Source organism: Halalkalibacter kiskunsagensis (assembly GCF_037027555.1).
In the GTDB taxonomy this organism is placed as follows: domain Bacteria; phylum Bacillota; class Bacilli; order Bacillales; family Bacillaceae_D; genus Halalkalibacter; species Halalkalibacter kiskunsagensis.
Genome location: NZ_JAXBLX010000025.1, coordinates 1 through 18228 on the forward strand (window position 1 = coordinate 1; position 18228 = coordinate 18228).

Annotated in this window: 23 protein-coding genes and 1 riboswitch; of the genes, 10 read left to right on the forward strand and 13 right to left on the reverse strand. The window is 38.5% G+C overall.

Annotation, left to right across the window (positions count from 1 at the left end):
• Positions 1–263 precede the first annotated feature (263 nt).
• The 3 genes from SLH51_RS14920 to SLH51_RS14930 all read right to left on the reverse strand — a co-directional run bounded on the left by SLH51_RS14920 (position 264) and on the right by SLH51_RS14930 (position 2245).
• Positions 264–1031, reverse strand: coding sequence for a TIGR01457 family HAD-type hydrolase (locus tag SLH51_RS14920; RefSeq protein ID WP_335962145.1), 768 nt, complete (start codon positions 1029–1031; stop codon positions 264–266).
• Positions 1032–1103: 72 nt separating this feature from the next.
• Positions 1104–1745: a helix-turn-helix transcriptional regulator gene (locus SLH51_RS14925; RefSeq protein WP_335962146.1), complete on the reverse strand. Its 642-nt coding sequence runs from the start codon at positions 1743–1745 to the stop codon at positions 1104–1106.
• A gap of 53 nt (positions 1746–1798) precedes the next feature.
• The gene (locus SLH51_RS14930; RefSeq protein ID WP_335962147.1) at positions 1799–2245 is read right to left on the reverse strand and encodes a DUF86 domain-containing protein; all 447 of its coding nucleotides are present in this window, start codon (positions 2243–2245) and stop codon (positions 1799–1801) included.
• Positions 2246–2443: 198 nt separating this feature from the next.
• On the opposite strand from SLH51_RS14930, the gene SLH51_RS14935 reads away from it, so the two are divergent.
• On the forward strand, positions 2444–2710 hold the full coding sequence (locus tag SLH51_RS14935; protein ID WP_335962148.1) for a DUF3055 domain-containing protein: 267 nt from the start codon (positions 2444–2446) through the stop codon (positions 2708–2710).
• Between the two features lie 153 nt (positions 2711–2863).
• A complete protein-coding gene (locus SLH51_RS14940) occupies positions 2864–3151 on the forward strand; it encodes a cytosolic protein (protein WP_335962149.1) in 288 nt (95 codons plus the stop codon).
• 81 nt (positions 3152–3232) lie between these two features.
• Here SLH51_RS14940 and SLH51_RS14945 read toward each other — a convergent pair whose 3' ends face one another.
• Positions 3233–3529, reverse strand: a complete 297-nt coding sequence (locus SLH51_RS14945; protein ID WP_335962223.1) for a YutD family protein — start codon at positions 3527–3529, stop codon at positions 3233–3235.
• A gap of 173 nt (positions 3530–3702) precedes the next feature.
• Here SLH51_RS14945 and SLH51_RS14950 point away from each other — a divergent pair, with 173 nt between their 5' ends.
• Complete coding sequence (locus tag SLH51_RS14950) at positions 3703–4335, forward strand: YhcN/YlaJ family sporulation lipoprotein (RefSeq protein ID WP_335962150.1); 633 nt, start codon at positions 3703–3705, stop codon at positions 4333–4335.
• Positions 4336–4428: 93 nt separating this feature from the next.
• On the opposite strand, the gene lipA is transcribed toward SLH51_RS14950, so the two are convergent.
• On the reverse strand, positions 4429–5337 hold the full coding sequence (gene lipA, locus SLH51_RS14955) for a lipoyl synthase (protein ID WP_335962151.1): 909 nt from the start codon (positions 5335–5337) through the stop codon (positions 4429–4431).
• Positions 5338–5600: 263 nt separating this feature from the next.
• Here lipA and SLH51_RS14960 point away from each other — a divergent pair, with 263 nt between their 5' ends.
• Together SLH51_RS14960 and SLH51_RS14965 are read left to right on the forward strand one after the other, a co-directional pair.
• Positions 5601–6608, forward strand: coding sequence for a M23 family metallopeptidase (locus SLH51_RS14960; RefSeq protein WP_335962152.1), 1008 nt, complete (start codon positions 5601–5603; stop codon positions 6606–6608).
• A 116-nt stretch (positions 6609–6724) separates the two neighbouring features.
• Positions 6725–7306, forward strand: coding sequence for a CBO0543 family protein (locus tag SLH51_RS14965; RefSeq protein WP_335962153.1), 582 nt, complete (start codon positions 6725–6727; stop codon positions 7304–7306).
• Between the two features lie 48 nt (positions 7307–7354).
• Here SLH51_RS14965 and SLH51_RS14970 read toward each other — a convergent pair whose 3' ends face one another.
• Together SLH51_RS14970 and SLH51_RS14975 are read right to left on the reverse strand one after the other, a co-directional pair.
• The gene (locus SLH51_RS14970; protein WP_335962154.1) at positions 7355–7462 is read right to left on the reverse strand and encodes a methionine/alanine import family NSS transporter small subunit; all 108 of its coding nucleotides are present in this window, start codon (positions 7460–7462) and stop codon (positions 7355–7357) included.
• 18 nt (positions 7463–7480) lie between these two features.
• Positions 7481–8992, reverse strand: a complete 1512-nt coding sequence (locus tag SLH51_RS14975) for a sodium-dependent transporter (RefSeq protein ID WP_335962155.1) — start codon at positions 8990–8992, stop codon at positions 7481–7483.
• A gap of 363 nt (positions 8993–9355) precedes the next feature.
• On the opposite strand from SLH51_RS14975, the gene SLH51_RS14980 reads away from it, so the two are divergent.
• Complete coding sequence (locus SLH51_RS14980; RefSeq protein WP_335962156.1) at positions 9356–9622, forward strand: hypothetical protein; 267 nt, start codon at positions 9356–9358, stop codon at positions 9620–9622.
• 105 nt (positions 9623–9727) lie between these two features.
• Here the strand turns inward: SLH51_RS14980 and SLH51_RS14985 are convergent, their stop codons facing one another.
• The 4 genes from SLH51_RS14985 to SLH51_RS15000 all read right to left on the reverse strand — a co-directional run bounded on the left by SLH51_RS14985 (position 9728) and on the right by SLH51_RS15000 (position 14444).
• A complete protein-coding gene (locus SLH51_RS14985) occupies positions 9728–10894 on the reverse strand; it encodes a PstS family phosphate ABC transporter substrate-binding protein (protein WP_335962158.1) in 1167 nt (388 codons plus the stop codon).
• A gap of 153 nt (positions 10895–11047) precedes the next feature.
• Positions 11048–12649 (reverse strand): Na+/H+ antiporter NhaC family protein, encoded by a 1602-nt coding sequence (locus SLH51_RS14990; RefSeq protein ID WP_335962159.1) that lies wholly within the window; start codon positions 12647–12649, stop codon positions 11048–11050.
• Positions 12650–12832: 183 nt separating this feature from the next.
• Positions 12833–13014, reverse strand: a riboswitch (Lysine riboswitch).
• A gap of 67 nt (positions 13015–13081) precedes the next feature.
• Entirely contained in the window at positions 13082–13885 is an 804-nt protein-coding gene (yunB, locus tag SLH51_RS14995) for a sporulation protein YunB (RefSeq protein WP_335962161.1), read from the reverse strand.
• Between the two features lie 70 nt (positions 13886–13955).
• Positions 13956–14444, reverse strand: a complete 489-nt coding sequence (locus tag SLH51_RS15000; RefSeq protein ID WP_335962162.1) for a dihydrofolate reductase — start codon at positions 14442–14444, stop codon at positions 13956–13958.
• A gap of 225 nt (positions 14445–14669) precedes the next feature.
• Between SLH51_RS15000 and fbpA the strand changes: the two genes are divergently transcribed.
• From fbpA to SLH51_RS15010, 3 genes are all read left to right on the forward strand, one after another.
• Entirely contained in the window at positions 14670–14843 is a 174-nt protein-coding gene (fbpA, locus tag SLH51_RS15005) for a Fur-regulated basic protein FbpA (protein WP_335962163.1), read from the forward strand.
• A gap of 144 nt (positions 14844–14987) precedes the next feature.
• On the forward strand, positions 14988–15440 hold the full coding sequence (locus SLH51_RS24485) for a VanZ family protein (protein WP_390183770.1): 453 nt from the start codon (positions 14988–14990) through the stop codon (positions 15438–15440).
• The gene (locus SLH51_RS15010; RefSeq protein ID WP_335962164.1) at positions 15434–15874 is read left to right on the forward strand and encodes a hypothetical protein; all 441 of its coding nucleotides are present in this window, start codon (positions 15434–15436) and stop codon (positions 15872–15874) included. The genes SLH51_RS24485 and SLH51_RS15010 overlap by 7 nt, the downstream gene beginning before the upstream one ends.
• A gap of 83 nt (positions 15875–15957) precedes the next feature.
• Here SLH51_RS15010 and SLH51_RS15015 read toward each other — a convergent pair whose 3' ends face one another.
• Positions 15958–16926, reverse strand: a complete 969-nt coding sequence (locus SLH51_RS15015) for a DMT family transporter (protein WP_335962165.1) — start codon at positions 16924–16926, stop codon at positions 15958–15960.
• Positions 16927–17036: 110 nt separating this feature from the next.
• Between SLH51_RS15015 and SLH51_RS15020 the strand changes: the two genes are divergently transcribed.
• Positions 17037–17603, forward strand: coding sequence for a helix-turn-helix domain-containing protein (locus tag SLH51_RS15020; RefSeq protein WP_335962166.1), 567 nt, complete (start codon positions 17037–17039; stop codon positions 17601–17603).
• 127 nt (positions 17604–17730) lie between these two features.
• On the opposite strand, the gene SLH51_RS15025 is transcribed toward SLH51_RS15020, so the two are convergent.
• Positions 17731–17988 carry a hypothetical protein gene (locus SLH51_RS15025; RefSeq protein WP_335962167.1) on the reverse strand — a complete coding sequence of 86 codons (258 nt, stop codon included), beginning with the start codon at positions 17986–17988 and terminating at the stop codon, positions 17731–17733.
• Between the last annotated feature and the right edge of the window lie 240 nt (positions 17989–18228).

Below are 18228 nucleotides of genomic sequence, written 5' to 3' on the forward strand. Positions count from 1 at the left end.
AAAAGCAATGGCTTCGCTCACTACGCGTTTCTTATGAGAAGAACACTCATAAGATACTTTAAAACATAGTAGTGGCTTCGCTCATTGCATCAAAAGAGACTCCAAAGGTCATAAACCGACCGATTAAAAAAGCAATGGCTTCGCTCACTACGCGTTTCTTATGAGAAGAACACTCATAAGATACTTTAAAACATAGTAGTGGCTACGCTCATTGCTTCAAAAGAGACTCCAAAGGTCATAAACCGACCTTTGGAGTCTCTTTTTCATTCAAATGTCCATTGTGCGAGTGTTTCTATCGCGTGAGTAGGTAACTTTTTGTACGATTCGACTTGCTCTTTTGTTGAGACACCTGTGTATACCATTAATGTATCCATCCCTGCCCGTATTCCTGCAAGGATGTCTGTGTGGTAATTATCGCCGATCATAATCGTTTCTTCTTTCGTTAAGCCAATTACATCTAATGCTTGTTCAACAATAATTGATTCAGGTTTTCCGATAAACTTCGGAGTTACCCCAGTTGATACAGAAACAACCGAAATAAGAGAGCCTGCTCCCGGTAACAATCCACGCTCAGTTGGCAAGGCAACATCCCCATTTGTTGCGATAAACGTAGCTCCTTGGCGAACATTAAGAGCAGCCTTTGCTAACTTTTCATATGTAATTGAACGGTCAAGTCCCATCACGACAAAGTCAGCATTCTCATCTACAATTGTGTGACCTTCTTCTTCTAATGCAAACTTTAGTCCTTCTTCACCAACCATGCAAATACGAGCATGTGTCTTTTGTTCGGATATATAGGTAGCAGTCGCCATACTTGTCGTAAAGACATGCTCTGCTGTTGCAGGTACATCCATCTCTCTTAAATGCTCAGCCACTTGATCAGGTCGTTTTGTTGAGTTATTTGTAACAAAAAGATAAGGTAGCTTTCTTCTTTCTAACTCTTTCACAAACAATACGGCCTCATCAATCTTTTCACTCCCACGATAAACAGTCCCGTCTAAATCAATTAAAAAACCTTTGTAACTTTTCATATTCTCCCTCTTTCAGGCAAAGTATCATGTTGCATTCAAAATCCTCTTTCTTTTTTTTTACGTTTGTGCCTATTATGGTCCTTTGAGTTTATATACACAGCATGAAGTATTTTCTTTTGCAATACAAGACTTGCGTTCAACGTGATCAGTGACAAGTAATCGTTTGAACAGCTGTTGCTCGCATGTGCATGCAATTGGGTATTCCTTAGCTACTTGTGAAATTGGACAATTGTACTCAATAAACTCGAATGTGCCATCTTCTAGTTCTTTATACTCAACCATATAACCTGCTTGACTTTGAATTCGCGCTAATGCCTCGACACGCTCTAGAAACGATCCTTTTATTTCTGCTGCATATTTTTTATAGAGACGATCTCTTCTTTGTTCAAATAATTGGTCAACCATTTCGCTTCCATTTAATACTTCAACGTCTTGAAGAATTCCTAAAGATAAATCACTATAATTTCGTGGAAACGTTTCGCTTCCTTTTTCAGTTAAAAAATACTTATGAATTGGTCGTCCCATCGCCTGCTTTTCTAACCTTGAACTAATCAACTCATCTCGTTCTAGTTCTCGTAGGTGCCTACGAACCGCCATCTCTGTAAGTTCCAGTGTCGTAGCCAAAGATGACACGGTTTGCTCTTGATTTCGCTTTAACAGAGTTAAGATGACTTGACGTGTAGAGTTCGTCTCACTTCTCACAACGATCACCATCCTTACCTCTCATTGTATGGAATGTACAAAAAATTGCAAATAATCAACCTTACCTATTTGTTATTATTTGGTAAAAACGCACTAACTGGACCTAACTCTTCTACTAAATATCGTCTAACGTCAACTGGAAAATGTAGCAATGCTGTTTCATGTGTAGCAAATGTTTCAAGCAATTGCTGATGATCAACGTTAGAATAATTTTGCACAAGCTGCTTTCTGAGACCGATAACCTCTTTTAACGAAACTGCATCTTCTGCTTGTACAACTTTCTCGTCTTCGAGAATATCAATAATATCTTCGTAACCCCCTGGGTCTCTCATAATAAATCCATCAATCATGCTATTTCCAACATCAATAATCGATTCAATAACAACATAGGTAGCTCGTTCCAAAGCCAGTTTCTCTGTTAAATTACTAATTGCTCCCTGAGCAAGTTGGCCCTGCAATGTTTCCATATAAACAAGTGTTTGTTCAATTTTTTCTCGGTCAACAAAATACATCTCACTCATCCACCTATCATTTCATTTTCGTACGAGTATACTCTTAGTATACAACATTGGAGGGATTTCAGCATGAAAGATCAAGCCAGCAGATTCAACTGATGTATTACATAAAGTTCTACAAGCAATAGATGTCATTTCCTCCAAGCTCCTCTCATGGTATGATGACTCTAAAAGAATGGAAAGGAGCTATATACTTTGTCCGAGCGCTTTTATTTATACGATGATATAGAAGAAACAAGAACACGCTTTGTCAGTTTTATGGGTGAACATCAGCGCTTCGATCTTGCTATTGTCTCTTCATCTCGATATTATGGCAAGCAGCTTGTCCTAGATGTTCAATCGAGTCGTTTTGCCATTATCGGCTCCGATGATCTAGACGAACCAGGCTACCTCGAACATGCTTATAATTTATCTGAAGAAGAAGCATCTGAGCTTCGTTCATTCTTACACGAACTCATGTAACTTCAAATAGTTAGCCCGAGATAAAGCTCTTCTCGGGCTATTACTAGTTCAATTTGTCACTCTTCCCTTCCTCTTCCTACATATTTGGTAGCATTCACTATTAGTAAAAATAAAACGTACCGGGCAAATTAATGGAAAGGAGGTGCCTTATTCATGGCAGATAAAGAGAAACAACAGTATACAGATTTTTCAAATGTTGAAACTCAGCGAAATTTCCTTGCCGCAGAAGACTTTCCTGAGGGCCCGTACGGCTCACCAATTAATAAAAATCAACCTGTTTCAAATAAAAGTACACCATGGGAGCCTGGACAACGTTACTATAGTGCTTTTAACTATGAGTTTAAGTCACTGCACCAAAATTTACCAAGGGAATTTCCGGGAGCTCACCCAACTCATGATGACCAGAATAAAAACGAAGAACCACCATACACAACAAATTAAAATCGACTGATCCCCAAACGAACCGTCCTATGAGCACACTCACCGGACGGTTTTTCTATGTAACAAAAGCAACCTCCGCAATTAGCGAGGCTGCTTTTCTTTTTCTTCTTTTACTTTTTTAATGACGAAATAGGCACAGCCAAAATTGCAATACTCATACAAATAATCCGGCAATGTGCTAATTTTTGTATCATGTGTTGATTTTTTATGTCGGTCTTCAAAAAAGCCTCTTAGCCTTAACTGGTTGTAACCCCAATCACCAACTATGTAATCATATTTATTTAAGACATCAGCGTAGCGGGCTTTGAAAGCTTCTTCATCCCAACCATTTTTTACATCTTCTAAAATTTCATAGTGCATCCCTTGAATGCGAACCATTTGGCTCACCTCTTTATTTTTGCTTTCCTTATTATACCACATTTCAAACCACATACTACAAAAACTACTCACACTTATCTTTCGCAAACCTCTTTCATGCAGTCATACACCATCATTTACTAGCTGTAAAAGTCAGTCATTCTGGTCAATCTGAAGATAGAGGAGGTTTGATTATGATAAAAAAATCATTACTTGTTACTGGTATTGCAACCATGTTACTTGCATCGGGTTGTCAAATGCCTGAACAAGGGCAAACGTTGCAGCGAACAGCTAATCATGATAGTCATCAGCCAAACCAAGGACACTATCCGATTAATGCGTTAAACGAAACGAACGACTACAGTCACTTCGGCTATTCTCGTTATGAGCGAGACCATATTGTCCAAAACGGCCGACAAGATGCCATTCCTGTCATTGATCGAGATCGTCTATCAGATGCGGTTACACGAATGGTGTTAACGAATGACGTTGTAAATGAAGCAGGAGCACTTGTCACAGATAAATATGTACTTGTTGCTTACGATGCTCAGGCGGATAATCGTGAGTTTGTAGCAGATCAAGTAAAACGAAGTGCGCTATCGATCATACCACGTTATTACGAAGTATACATCTCTGATAATCACGATCATTTTGATGAAATTGAACGTTTCCAAAATTTATCTTCTGCCAATTCAGATCTTGAAGGAACATTAGAACAAACGATTCAAGAAATGAAGCAAGAATCACCACAAGGAGAGTATAACGAAGATGCTGATGATAACGTCAACATCATGCAATCAAAGCAACGACGGCTAATGGATCGCTAACAAGAAGGCTAACCTGCACATGAAAATCATAAAGAAGGAGCGTCACTGCGCTCCTTCTCCTTGACTACTAAGAAACGATTCTTAGCAGCTTCCTTATTGATTTGTTACCTTTTTAGCTTCGGCACGTACTTGTGCTTCATTTACTTGCTCATCGGCATGATAAGAAGAACGAACAAGTGGACCAGCTTCACAATGACTAAAGCCTTTCTCCAAAGCAATTTCCTTAAGTTCTGCAAATTCGTCTGGGTGATAATACTTTTGAACTTTCAGATGTTTCTTTGTTGGTTGTAAGTATTGTCCTATTGTCATGATGTCGACATCTGCTGCACGTAGATCGTCCATTGTTTCAATGATCTCTTCCTTTGTTTCACCAAGACCAATCATTAAACTTGATTTCGTAGGAATGTCTGAATGCATTTCTTTTGCACGTTTTAAAAATTCTAATGTACGCTCATAGGTAGCACGTGCACGAACCCTTGGTGTTAGGCTGCGGACCGTTTCAATATTATGATTCATAATATTTGGACGCGCATCCATTAATGTTTTTAAGTTGTCGTAACTACCAAGCATATCTGATGGCAATACTTCTATAGTACAGAAAGGATTGCGGCGTCTTACCGCTCGTACCGTCTCTGCATAAACAGCAGACCCTCCGTCTTTTAAGTCATCTCTAGCGACAGCAGTAATAACGACATGTTTTAATCCCATCTTTTCAACGGATTCTGCTACACGCTCTGGCTCTTGTAAATCAAGTTCATTTGGTAAACCTGTTTTGACGGCACAGAAACGACAAGCTCTCGTACAAACATCACCAAGAATCATGAAGGTTGCTGTTTTACGAACGGCCCAACACTCATGAATGTTCGGGCAACGCGCTTCTTCACATACCGTATTTAACTTGTTTTCTCGCATCATTTTTTTAAGTCCTGTATACGACTCATTTGTATTTAATTTTATTTTCAGCCAATCTGGCTTACGAAAATGCTCTTCTTTCTTTGCCATTCAACTCACTCCATCCAATCGTTGTCTCTTTATTTTCCCAAAAGTAATTTCTCTATTGGAAAAAAGCATTTTACACATACTATAAATACTCTCTCATCAAAATTCTCTCTACTACTTTATCATGATTTCGAAAAAATAACCAAGCGACCGCTCAAAATTTCCAATCATTCTCTCCAATTTTTCGGGCTTTTTTTACCACACTATATAAAGAGCAAAACACGGCCAGGAATAACTGTTTCTTAAACGTTAGAAAGGAGCCTAACATGAGATTAAGTAAAGTCATTGTCTTAGCCATTATTTTCGTGTTTGTTTCTCTTCCACTTGTTACAGCGGCAGAGAAAGAGGAGCTAACGAATGAACAAATTTATGAAAAACGGATGGATTTATTTAAAAAAGTAGAAACCGTTACAAATGTCCCGTGGCACTACTTAGCCGCTGTTGATACGTATGAGCGAGGTCTAAGACGTGCTATTAAAGACCGTCCAAAAGAGGAAGGGTTCATTTCTATTTATTATTCTGAAGAGGAATGGGCTGGTAAGTTCAACCCTAATAAACAAGATACGCACCCTTTATCTATTCAAATGTTTGGTGGAGTAGGACTTGACGGTGATGGAGATGGTCTTGCTGATCGAAGCAATGATGAAGATGTTCTATATACTCTTGCTCATTATCTAGAAGGCTTTGGTTTTAACGAAGATGACCTTCGGATTGGTTTATGGGAGAAGTATAAACGGGATCAATCAGTGAGGATTGTCCATGGACATGCTCAAGTATACAAAAAGTTCGACACGTTGGATTTAGATGACCATGCTTTTCCAATGCCTCTGAACTATAATTATAGTTACAAAAACACGTGGGGAGACAGGCGTGGCTGGGGTGGTAGACGGATTCATGAAGGAACGGACATTTTCGCAGGCTACAACGTCCCCATACGTGCCACAGCATATGGTCGAGTGGAAATCAAAGGCTGGAACAAATATGGTGGTTGGCGAATCGGCATTCGTGACTTAGATAACATCTATCATTATTACGCCCATTTAAGCGGATTTGAAAAGGGCATTGAAGAAAATAGCATCGTTGCCCCAGGTGATGTAATTGGGTATTGTGGGAGCTCCGGTTATGGAAAACCTGGTACACAAGGAAAGTTCCCTCCTCACCTTCATTACGGAATGTATCGTGATAACGGCTATACAGAATGGTCATTTGACCCATACCCTTCTTTAAAGCAGTGGGAACGAAAAGCGTATCAAGATCGAAGAAAGAAAAAATAACATGATTTCAAGCGCTAGAATAAGTGTTCTAGCGCTATTTTATTAGCCGGTGACGAATAAGTTTATTCCTTTAGAAAAGACTAAATGTACAAGACAATTAAAGCGAGGAAGCTTAAATGACAGAAGATCAAACTCAACTTTTAACAAACTTAAGAACTTCACAAGAGGAAATCACAACCGAGTGGATCAACTATTGGCTCGAGTATTCTTTTCTCGATACATGGCAATTTTGGTTTAACTTTATTATGCTATTTGCCCCACTCATCGTGCTTTACTTTAAATTAGATAAAAGCAAAGCATTTCTTTTAGGTTTTTATGGATTTAACGTTCATGTCTGGTTCTCTTATCTTGATACATTTTTTGTAAAAGTGGGTTTAGTGAGTTATCCGTACCAAGCCATCCCGATCACCCCTGTAAATTTTGGATTAGACGTCTCCCTTATCCCAGTCTTATTTATTTTTCTATATCAATGGGTTCTTAATCACAAGAAAAATTACTACTTGTACGCGACCGCCTTAAGCGCAGGCCTTGCATTTGTCTTCAAGCCTTATTTAGTTGTTTTTCAGTTGTTTGAGATGCATAAGGTAAACTACCTCCATCTTTTTATCGGCTATGTATTTGTTTTCCTTGTGTCTAAGTGGATCACAAATTTATTTATTTACTTTAAAAGAAATAGTATAGCGGAGACTAATTTATAAAAAAATGTCGCACATAGGACAATAGCCTTAGTGCGACATCTGTTTGTTTTATCTCTTACTTTTTGACACCTTTACAGCATTGGCAATACTAAGTCCTAAACCTCCCCAAATAATAAACATACCTAGAATCATCATTGTAACTGCTCCACCACTCATATCGCTCAACTCCTTTTATTATTTTCTCGGAATATTCATATCACCATTTTTCCACTTAAACTTTGCAAAAATAAACCCAACGACAATGGCTAAAATGGCCACGAGCCAACCTGAACCAATTAAAAACGCAGTAGAATAGCCTTCATAATTATCTGTTAAGTTGTTAATCGTATTTTGAATAAACATGTACCCGAGTACAATTGGTGTAATGATACTTAAACAGATTTTCCACCATGAACCAAGCCGGAAATCAGACACTCCATTCGCATGTGTTTGAAACTCTGGCAATTTTTTTACAAACCATGAGACAGCAATGACAGATACAAGACCAGCAAGAGCAACCCCAAATTGATTAATGAAATAATCAGCTGCATCTAAGAAGAACAACCCACCTTGAGTGGCGAACAGGACTGAAATGAGAGCAGATAAACCCCCACCAATTGTAACGGCTTTTCGTCGTGAGAATTTAAACTTATCTTGTACAGCTGATACAAACGTTTCAACAATGGAAATGAGCGACGACAAACCTGCAAGCACGAGTGATCCAAAGAACAACACTCCAAACAATCCATTCATACCAGGGAATGTGTTAATAATCTCAGGGAAAACAACAAAGGCCAGACCGATCCCGGCATCAGCAACATCGGCTACCGCAACACCTGATGCATTTGCCATAAACCCCAGGGCTGCAAAGACACCAATCCCAGCTAATAATTCAAAACTTGAGTTACTAAAGCCGGTAATAAACGCATTATTTGTAATATCCGATTTTCTCGATAAATAACTCGAGTACGTAATCATTATCGCAAACGCGATCGATAAACTAAAGAAAATCTGTCCATACGCTGCCACCCAAACCCCTGGTGACATAATTTCACTCCACTCTGGTTTAAAGAAAGCATCTAACCCGGTTAATGCACCTTCTAGCGTGATCGCTCGGATAACAATAAGCAAGAACATCGCAACGAGTAATGGGATAAAGATTCGGTTTGCGATTTCAATTCCACGTCTTATCCCCTTAAATAGCACACCAAGCGTGATAATCCAGACGAGCACAAGTGGAATGAATACGCCTGGAACAAGTGCTCCAATGTCACCAGGAGCTCCACCTGAAACAACATCGATTCTTTGGAGGTAATCCCCCATTAAAAAGCCACCCGTATCTTCACCCCACCGTTGATTGACAGCAAAGTACGTATAGGACATCGCCCAAGCAATTATGACCGCATAGTATGTTGCAATCACAAAGGAAATGGCTACTTGCCACCAACCGATCCATTCTGTTTTTTTATTCATTCTTGCATAGGATAACGGCGCCGAACCTCGATACTTATGGCCGAGAGTAAATTCCATAATGAGAAGAGGAATACCAGCAGTAATAAGAGCAAATAAGTACGGTAAAAAGAAAGCTCCTCCTCCATTTTCATACGCTACATACGGAAAACGCCAAATATTCCCTAAACCAACTGCCGAACCAATTGCAGCCAAAATAAATCCAGCACGCGTCCCCCACTGTTCCCTTACGTTCATTCGCTTCACCTCTTTACATGTATTTTTGAATCACTTTCTCTATTTATTTATTCCGAATGTTCTCAATTTAGTATAGATATTTTCAATAATTTGAAATCGCTTACATAATTAACTGCACTGCGTTCCTTGATGGTTAAAAGAATCAAGAGAAGCTACGTAGTGCAATGTGTGGAGCATTATCGCTCCTTTAAAGCTCTTTCCAATTTCGGTTTCACTTTTCAAAATCCCCTCATGTAACGAAACAACCCTAGTTTCGAATGGAGTAGGTTCTTGTCACATTTTCCATAAACATTGAGTACGATGAAATAATAAAGGATGTTTTTTTAACGCGTGGTCGAAGTAGGATAAAGGAGGTGTGAAGAGATGGCTCGTTATCGAACAAAGCCAGTCGTGATCGAAGCTGTAAAAATTACAAGAACGATCACGATTGAGACTGCAGAAGGCTCAATCGTTGGCCGTCCTGGCGACTACCTTATAACAGATAAAAATGGAGAGCAGTACCCATGTACAGCAGAAAAATTTGTGAAAACGTATGAGCGTGTAAAAGATGGTTCAGATGTGACCTCTTTCCTCAAGAGATCATTACGAAAGTTAAAGCGAAAATCAAAAGAACTCTTTGTGAAAACGTAGATTCAATCATAAGTCGGCTGCCAACTACACATCAAAACGTATCAGTAAATTCTCTTCCTTAGATTTATCGAATTTTATTCTAAGGAGGGTTTTCTTTTTACTTGGTTAATTGTTAATAGGCACATACCCTGTTTCCTCCACTAACCATTGTCCTTGTTCAGACAAGATCCATTGAAGAAAAACATCAATATTCGGATTGTCACTTCCAGCAGTGATCGCATAAAACTCTGACGTAATCGGATATTCATCATTTCGAATTGTTTCTTTATTTGGATAAACACCGTTTATTTCTAAGTAGCGAACTTCTCCATTTTGCACCATTTCAGTGGAGAAAAAACGAAAAGTAAAACCAATTGCATTTTTATAATTTCGATAACTGGAGACTTCTTCAATGATCCCTCCCATACCTGAAGCGATATTTTCAGTAGGAGGCTCAACTAACGGCTCCTCCCCCATCAGCTTTTCTAATGCTGTTTGACTTCCGCTATCAGCAGGTCGTTGAAAGGCTAGAATTGCTTCATTGTTTCCCCCTACCTCTCTCCAATTTGTAATGTCACCTGAATAGATGGCTTGAATTTGCTCAACCGTAAGTCCTTTTACCGGATTTTTCTCATTCACAAAAAAGACAAACGCTTCACGTCCAATCGGGGTTAGCTCAAGTTCAACACCTTTTTCTTCAGCCATTTGCAACTGACGCGCAGAAGGACCTGCCGCAAAGATGATATCAACCACTCCATCTATAAGCTTGCGATACGCCTCACCTGTTTGGCTCGACATGACCTCACTTTGATGTACGTCATACTCTTTTTCGGGATAGCTTGCTCGTGCAAAGGCAGAATACACCGGATAAAGTGCTGTCGCCCCGTCTAAAATAGGAAGCTCACTTTCTAGTTGTAAATTAGATGGTTCTACTAATGCAACAACACTAGAATCCTCGTGAAATGGCTGATAGCCGTATAAATTAAAATCCTGATCACTAACCGTGGCGATATTATTTATATAACTCTCTCTGATTTCATAGATAACGGTCGCAATAACACATAGGGCAAGAAAACTAAGCGAACTAATTTTAAGCGTTCTTGGTTTCGCTAACGTAAATATCTTCATGATAAAAAAGACAAATAAAGCAATGGTGGTGACAATAATAAGAGGTGTGTAAAACTGAAATTCTCCCATTAACAAGCTAAAAGCCGCTGCAAAAAAGCCAAAGAATCCAAGACATAATGCTACGACAGTACAAATAATCATTTTAATAACGATATTTATCTCCATCCTTTTTCTCCTTCATACGGTCAAGTTTACCAAAAATACTCTTTCATCACTCTACCATAAATGACCTTCTCGATTGCTAGATTTTTGCTTCCCTTCTGATAACAAAAAAAGATCAACCTTCAATAAAATAGAAGGTGACCTTTTTCTTATTTATTATGCTTTTTTACCATACATTCTTTTTAAAATAACCACGGTTGCAAAAAGAAGAGCAAATGCCACTACTAAACTCAATAAGACACTTGTCGTCATTCCGAGTACAACATATGAAATCATCGTAATTCCAGCTGCTACTAACGCATATGGAAGCTGTGTCACAACGTGATCAATGTGATGACTCCCTGCTCCAGTAGAGGAAAGAATCGTCGTATCTGATATCGGTGAACAATGATCACCAAAAATAGAACCAGCAAGAACTGCAGCCATCATCGGCAAGATCATCGTAATATCAATGACAGCTGCCATTTCACCGGCAATCGGAAGTAACAATCCAAACGTCCCCCAAGATGTTCCCGTTGAGAACGCTGCAAAACCTGCAATCACAAATAAAATAACAGGTAAAAACATTGGATGAAGATTCGCTTCCTCAACAAGTGACGCTAAATACGTTCCTGTACCTAAATCACCAATGATGGAGATCAACGTCCAAGCAAAGAATAATATATAAATAGCTGGAAGCATAGACTTCATTCCCACAAAAAGGGAAGGACCAATCCCTGTACCTGACTTCGGCTTGAACACATTCATTAAAAGGGCAATGGCTAAGCCAAACAGTCCACCGTATACAAGAGCTGCTGCCACATCCGTGTTTTCAAAAATGGTTAAAAGTGTTGCGGTGCCTTCCGTTCCTTGAATTCCTGTTGTAATCATAAAAAAGACTGTGCCTACAATGAGCGCAATAATCGGCCATACTAAGTCGCCAACTTTGCCTTTATCACTTGCTTGGATATCTTCTTGAGAACCAGGAATAGCTCCTAGCCCTATATTAAACAATTCGCCTGTTTTCATCGCTCGTTGTTCATGAGCTTTCATCGGTCCAAAATCAAGGTTGAACCATGCAACAGCTAACACAAGCCCAATCGCAACAAGTGCGTAAATATTCATTGGCACCATTAACATGAACGCTTGTAATGCTTCGTACTCGGTCACTGAATGCGTTGCAAAAACCCCCGCAATAATGGCGATAATGTACGCACCCCAACTTGAAATTGGCGCAATGACACACATTGGTGCTGCCGTTGAATCAACTAAATAAGCTAATTTCGCACGTGAAATCCGGTGACGATCTGTTAAAGGGCGACTCACATTCCCAACCGTTAAACTATTAAAGTAGTCATCAATAAAAATGATTAGCCCAAGCACGACCGTTAAGATTTGAGCACCAACACGAGTTTTCACTCGTTGCATTGCCCACTCTCCAAACGCACGACTCCCGCCGGATCGAGTAATGAGTGCAGCCATCATCCCTAATAACAAGAGGAAGAGAATGATAAAGAATTCCCATGTATTTATCGCAAACCCTTCGTCAATAATCGCTCGAGTGACCGATTGGAATGTCACAGATTCTACTTCGTAATCAAAAATGATTCCCATAACAATTCCATAAATATTTGCTGCCGCAGTAAGCGGATTAAAATTGTGTAACATCAACGCTCCAACAATAGCACCTGTCCCAAGTGATACTAAGACACGTCTTGTAACAATAACCATTACAAGCGCTAAAATCGGAGGCACTAAAGATAAAATAGATAATTCCATATAAAATATCCTCCTAAATAATATATACTGGTTCTTTCATAGAATGAGGACTTCTTAAGCACATGCTCACTTTAATAAACTATGCCTACTTCGCATAAGCAATATTACTCATACATAGCTTCAAAACAGAAAAAGACGACAATGGTTAACCCACTATCGCCTTTTAGCCGAGTGAATCCCCATAATCATGGTAGTCCTCCATAACTTGATCACTTCAAGTTATGACAGCCCTGCATTTATTCAATGCAGCTCCAGCAGAAATAGCCTGACATCTACTCCCACTTCGGCGATGGCTCCTTTTTCTTCTCATCAACGTTGTCATCCTCAGAAAAGATACTGATAGCAATCGCGCCTCTACCTCATTGTAAAATGAGGCACCTCTATTTAATTACCAATTATGGATGTTATCATGTTTTATTAGGAAAGGCAATGTTAATTTCCACCACTTGGAGGAAGACCTAGTTCATTATCTTCAGATGATTTTTTTAATTCGGCAGGTAAAATCATCCCCCCTCCACCATCTGAATAATATTCTGGAACTTTTCCTTGGATATTGATAAAGCCAACAGGTATCGTTGTTTTTACTGCTTCAGTATTTGTCGCAAACGGAATAACAATCTTTACATCGACAATGACATCAAAATTAAATGAGATCGTCGTATTATTGATGCCTGTATTTATCGTTTCAGCATTAAGGTCAGTCTTCACATCCCCAATTGCCGAGAAGCGAACCGGAATTTGTGGTCCAAGTTGGGCAAGTAGGGCATTGTTTGTCGCCTGACCGAGAGGAATGCTATAAATAATTCCACCCTCAGTAGTCAGACTTTCATTATTGCCTTCTGAATCAAATGTCACATCGAAAGCTTCTCCTTGTTCGATTGCTTTTAAATGACGCTGAACACGGTTAGTTGCTTCTGATAATATTTTGTTGTAAATTTGAGTATTAAATTGAATCAATTGAATATCATCATTCGCATTTTTTTCAATAAAAAATAAATCTTCCTGGTTTAGATCACTTGCGATTTTCTTCGATACGGCATCATTTATTGCCTTTGTTGCAATCACTCTTGTCTCTGTCGTAGCGATAGACATCAAAGTTGGCCGAATCCCCTTCTCAATAATCCACAACCCTTGTACTGTTAACACAACAAAAATAAGAAAAGATAAAAGTAGCACATAACGAAATGGCAGCGGACCTTTTCGAGATTGGGGTCTATATCTTCTTGGCGCTCTCATGCTGAAAAACCCCCTTCCCCACATTTCTATGCAGGAAGGGGGATAGTTTGACCAAAAAGTTTATGCAAACCTAACTCATATTTCGTGCATAGATTCGAAACTCATGTGGATAACGGTTTTTCTCATCCATCATTCCCTTTTCAACTGATACTATGTTCCAGTTTTGAGCTTCAATTTCTGGGAAAAACGTATCACCATCAAAATTTTCATCAATATATGTAACATAAAGGCGATCAACATAATCCCAAAACAGTTTAAACACCTCTGTTCCTCCAATCACAAAGCACTCATCTTCTTGCTTTGCCATTTGCAGGACTTCAAAAATGTCGTGCACAACTTCGCAGCCCTCTGCTTCATAATCTTTGCTCCTTGTAAGTACAACATTTTTCCTTTTCGGCAAAGGACGGCCAATCGACTCGTACGTTTTTCTTCCCATTACAATCGTATGTCCCGTTGTAACTTTTTTAAAATAAGCGAGATCAGCTGGCAAATGCCATGGAAGTTGATTTTCTTTCCCGATCAAACGGTTACGATCCATTGCAACAACAAAAGAAATCATAGAACTACTCATTCCTTTCAACATTTTTTCTTATCGTACCATAAAATGCTGATCCGACAATAAATCTAGCTCCCTCTTTTCCTAAATTTAGCTTTTATATTTCCGCCTAATTAGCAAATTCAACTTGTTTACTAGTTGACAATGACTTACCATTTATTTTATAATCGATATTGTAAACGCTTACATTTTTTTCATTGGTACTATTATGCAAAAGGGAGTGACGTTATGTCTTTTTTTACCCCACCTAAGATCGATAAAGAACAAATTATCGACACCCTTTTAGAAAATCAGTTATTTAAAATGCCTGACGGACGCCAACTATATGAAGCAACAGAAGAAGAATTAAGACTACTAATTTGCTCTGAAATCGATAATCACCAAACATTCTGTGATCTATAATGTCACTGATTAAAGCCTGTAGAAATGATCAATCCAGATCGTGATACGGGCTTTTGTTATGTACATTCGGAGGTACTTAATACCTCTCGAATGTTTGAAATGAAAAAAGAATGACTACACTTGCTTGTAGTGAGGTGAGTCATAATGTATAGATATAAATTATTGTTAGGATGTTGGTTCCTCATTTTACTTCCTTTTTTATTTACAGAGAATTTTCGAGAGCTTTGGATGAACGGGATCATTCAGTTTTCGTTTACATTACAACCTAGGTTCTCAACCTTTTTTAATACCTATTCCCTGACTGGAGCAAGTGATCTGTTTCTATTGCAAAAACTTGGTCACTACCTCGCTTTTTTTACACTTGCAGTCTTAAGTATTTTAGCATGGAAAGAAGCAAGATACGGATTCCTATTTAGCTTTTGTTTCGCCATTATCTCAGAATTCTTTCAGCCCTTTTTTGAACGAGATGGAAGATTTTTGGACGTTATCATCAACTCGATTGGCATTCTCACTTGTCTACTTATATATTACATAGTTAAGAATAAATCAGTATATGTCAATCATTTGCACAAACCAATAAGGAGGACACTATGTTAAAAGCAGTTGTAGCAGGCGTTTTCTTTGTCATTCTTTGTGTTGCTATACCTAGTTTACTCGGTTATTATCATAGCGATAATAACCGCCCCTTCGCCTCTTTTGTGAAAGAGTCAGAGTATGATACAAGCTTAGAACAAAGGAATGATGAGAAATCTATGGATTTAAAAATAGAACATGAATTAGATAAAATGAATGACAGCCAAGAAGAAGAAAACCAAGAACTCGTATATGCAACATCAGATGAGGCAATGGAGGCCGTATTAAAACACTTTTCATTAACAGAACTGATTAGCATTTATCAAAGTGTCCGTCATGGAGTTGATGAGGAAAAAAGAGAAGAGTTACTTACGATGCTACAAGAGCGGTTCTCCGACGAAGAAATTGAGGCATTAAAAGTGATCGGTTTTTCTGAGTTGGATAAAGCATTGCAGTAAGATTTGTGTATATATTTACTAAGACACACTTGGCATTAGACCCTCCTTTATGACCATCATCAATCATGAAGGAGGGCATTCCATTACATACGATGTTCGCTTCTCTTAACAAACTGCACAGGTACGTTTAGCTTTTTCATAAAATAACTATGAAGCAGCATTCCAATAACAATTAATGATAAACCTATTACAGCTATACCACTTGGCAAAGGCGTCGATAAAAGCAACACCTCACCAATTAGCACAAAGAGTACTTGTGTTGATTGTGTAGCTTCCACAGCTGCAAGCTTCCCTTGATGATGGCGGACGCGGTCGGTCGCAATAAAAAATAGGGTTGTCGCAATGACGCCTGAACTAATGGCGACAATAAATGATTGCACAATTTGATCGGTTGAAGGACTTCCCACTGTTTGAAAACCAACTACACCAATGACAACCCAAAATGGCATACTCGCTAAAGTCATTCCTAAGATTCTCTGAAACGAGTCTAACCTTCCTTTACATAGTTCCATCATTTTGCGATTTCCTAATGGGTAAGCAAAAGCCGCTACGACCACAGGTAGCATCCCAATTGTAACTGTATGAACTGTGAGACTGTGAGCTTTTTGCAGTTGCATTAGACTAACTCCAACCAAGATAAGTAGCGAAATTGCAAGAGCCCTCTTTGGTATTTTATTCCGGACTTTTTTATCACTATTTGTTTCAAAAAACAAAGGTCCCAGAAGTGTTCCTGCTACAATCGTTAGTTGCCAAGTTCCAGCAACTAACCAACCTGGACCATATGCCGCAGCATACGTTATAGGTGCATAAAATAAACCAAAGCCAACAAAACTCCAACCTAACCACTGAAATGGATGTTTTCTCATTTCAATAAAAACTTGTTTTAAATTGTTACGAAAAAGTACAATTAAAAATAAAAATGGTACCATAAAAGCGAATCGCAATGAGGAACTCCAAAGCCAGCTGCCGCCAGACAATTCCATTGAACGATTTAAAATAAAGGTTACGGCAAAAAACATTGATGCAATAATGCCGATCATGATTTCTTTCATACTCTCAACCTTTCTACCAAACGTAGTGTATAATATATTATATCATAGCTAAAGTATAATATACTTTATTGTTCAGAATATTACCAACGTTATGTAAGGAGGTTGTCTTTATGGATCAACACGAAGCTGAAAAAATAGCGAGACAAGTGGGAGAAACGTTGAGGGAAATCAGAAAAAAACGAGGAATGAGTTTACTACAATTAGCTGAGGCAACTGACGTAAGCAAATTAACGTTAGGAAATATCGAGCGAGGCGAGGCCAATCCTTCTCTAACAGTTATTTGGAAAATCGCAAATGGTCTCTCCATCCCTCTATCCTTATTGTTACATGAAAATGCAGACATCACCATTTCCCGTAAACATAAGGGGAATAAAGTGCTGAGTGCAAATGAGGCCTGTACACTTGAGCCAATGTTTGATAGTGTTCACCATGGTTCTAGCGAAATACACCGTGCATTCTTAAAGCCACACAGTGAATACAAACCAGGTGCACATCAACTTGGAGTGACTGAGTATGTAACAGTGATGTCAGGTGAAGTACTAATTCAAATTGAAAATGACTCTTACCATCTTTATGAATATGATTCAATTAAGTTTAGTGGAGACAGAGAACATGCATATATAAACCCTACTTCATCCACAACCGTTTTACATTTTGTTATGACCTATTCAAAGTAAAAAAAACTATGATCTCTCTTAACTTAAAAAACTTTTTAGTGATCAAATGAAAAACAAAAAAACTGCTAGGTTTAAATGCCTAGCGGTTTATATGTTTATTATCCAAGTCATTTCTTGATAACTTCTATTATGAATGCTTAGGCATTTGCCTCTCGCAAATTTCAATCATTTCTTCAAGTAAATCAGCTTTACTTAATTCTGTCCATGGGATCTCGATCCCTTTTCCAGGTGCAAGTGCCTTCCCACGATATTCCTGATGGTCATTTGCAGCAATGTATATATCCCAACTCCATGTCTTTACTTTCTCTCTATAATCTATATCCCCTTGATTATCAATCTCGACTAAATAATGGTTTTTCACTTTAAACTCTCTAATGTTGTCCATAATTCCATCTCCTCTCTTTCTATTCCTATTCCCCATACTAGTAATTCGGCAATCATTTTAAATTCCCTATAACTTTCGTCCAACAATAACCGACACTATTCTAAAAAAACTGTTTGAATGAGTCAAAATTCGGGGCGTACCTGGTATTTATCTACTGATGTTTACTTATTCAGAAGAAAAGGTAGAGTAAAATATGTATTTGAGTAATTTAAAAAGCACAGACTGTCACTACAAAAGATG

What these genes read in the sequence shown, in the direction of transcription:
- SLH51_RS14920 (WP_335962145.1), bottom strand. Translation starts at nt 1,031, where the DNA reads ATGAAAAGTTACAAAGGTTTTTTAATTGATTTAGACGGGACTGTTTAT.
- SLH51_RS14925 (WP_335962146.1), bottom strand. Translation starts at nt 1,745, where the DNA reads ATGGTGATCGTTGTGAGAAGTGAGACGAACTCTACACGTCAAGTCATC.
- SLH51_RS14930 (WP_335962147.1), bottom strand. Translation starts at nt 2,245, where the DNA reads ATGTATTTTGTTGACCGAGAAAAAATTGAACAAACACTTGTTTATATG.
- SLH51_RS14940 (WP_335962149.1), top strand. Translation starts at nt 2,864, where the DNA reads ATGGCAGATAAAGAGAAACAACAGTATACAGATTTTTCAAATGTTGAA.
- SLH51_RS14945 (WP_335962223.1), bottom strand. Translation starts at nt 3,529, where the DNA reads ATGGTTCGCATTCAAGGGATGCACTATGAAATTTTAGAAGATGTAAAA.
- SLH51_RS14950 (WP_335962150.1), top strand. Translation starts at nt 3,703, where the DNA reads ATGATAAAAAAATCATTACTTGTTACTGGTATTGCAACCATGTTACTT.
- lipA (WP_335962151.1), bottom strand. Translation starts at nt 5,337, where the DNA reads ATGGCAAAGAAAGAAGAGCATTTTCGTAAGCCAGATTGGCTGAAAATA.
- SLH51_RS14960 (WP_335962152.1), top strand. Translation starts at nt 5,601, where the DNA reads ATGAGATTAAGTAAAGTCATTGTCTTAGCCATTATTTTCGTGTTTGTT.
- SLH51_RS14965 (WP_335962153.1), top strand. Translation starts at nt 6,725, where the DNA reads ATGACAGAAGATCAAACTCAACTTTTAACAAACTTAAGAACTTCACAA.
- SLH51_RS14970 (WP_335962154.1), bottom strand. Translation starts at nt 7,462, where the DNA reads ATGAGTGGTGGAGCAGTTACAATGATGATTCTAGGTATGTTTATTATT.
- SLH51_RS14975 (WP_335962155.1), bottom strand. Translation starts at nt 8,992, where the DNA reads ATGAACGTAAGGGAACAGTGGGGGACGCGTGCTGGATTTATTTTGGCT.
- SLH51_RS14980 (WP_335962156.1), top strand. Translation starts at nt 9,356, where the DNA reads ATGGCTCGTTATCGAACAAAGCCAGTCGTGATCGAAGCTGTAAAAATT.
- SLH51_RS14985 (WP_335962158.1), bottom strand. Translation starts at nt 10,894, where the DNA reads ATGGAGATAAATATCGTTATTAAAATGATTATTTGTACTGTCGTAGCA.
- SLH51_RS14990 (WP_335962159.1), bottom strand. Translation starts at nt 12,649, where the DNA reads ATGGAATTATCTATTTTATCTTTAGTGCCTCCGATTTTAGCGCTTGTA.
- yunB (WP_335962161.1), bottom strand. Translation starts at nt 13,885, where the DNA reads ATGAGAGCGCCAAGAAGATATAGACCCCAATCTCGAAAAGGTCCGCTG.
- SLH51_RS15000 (WP_335962162.1), bottom strand. Translation starts at nt 14,444, where the DNA reads ATGATTTCTTTTGTTGTTGCAATGGATCGTAACCGTTTGATCGGGAAA.
- fbpA (WP_335962163.1), top strand. Translation starts at nt 14,670, where the DNA reads ATGTCTTTTTTTACCCCACCTAAGATCGATAAAGAACAAATTATCGAC.
- SLH51_RS24485 (WP_390183770.1), top strand. Translation starts at nt 14,988, where the DNA reads ATGTATAGATATAAATTATTGTTAGGATGTTGGTTCCTCATTTTACTT.
- SLH51_RS15010 (WP_335962164.1), top strand. Translation starts at nt 15,434, where the DNA reads ATGTTAAAAGCAGTTGTAGCAGGCGTTTTCTTTGTCATTCTTTGTGTT.
- SLH51_RS15015 (WP_335962165.1), bottom strand. Translation starts at nt 16,926, where the DNA reads ATGAAAGAAATCATGATCGGCATTATTGCATCAATGTTTTTTGCCGTA.
- SLH51_RS15020 (WP_335962166.1), top strand. Translation starts at nt 17,037, where the DNA reads ATGGATCAACACGAAGCTGAAAAAATAGCGAGACAAGTGGGAGAAACG.
- SLH51_RS15025 (WP_335962167.1), bottom strand. Translation starts at nt 17,988, where the DNA reads ATGGACAACATTAGAGAGTTTAAAGTGAAAAACCATTATTTAGTCGAG.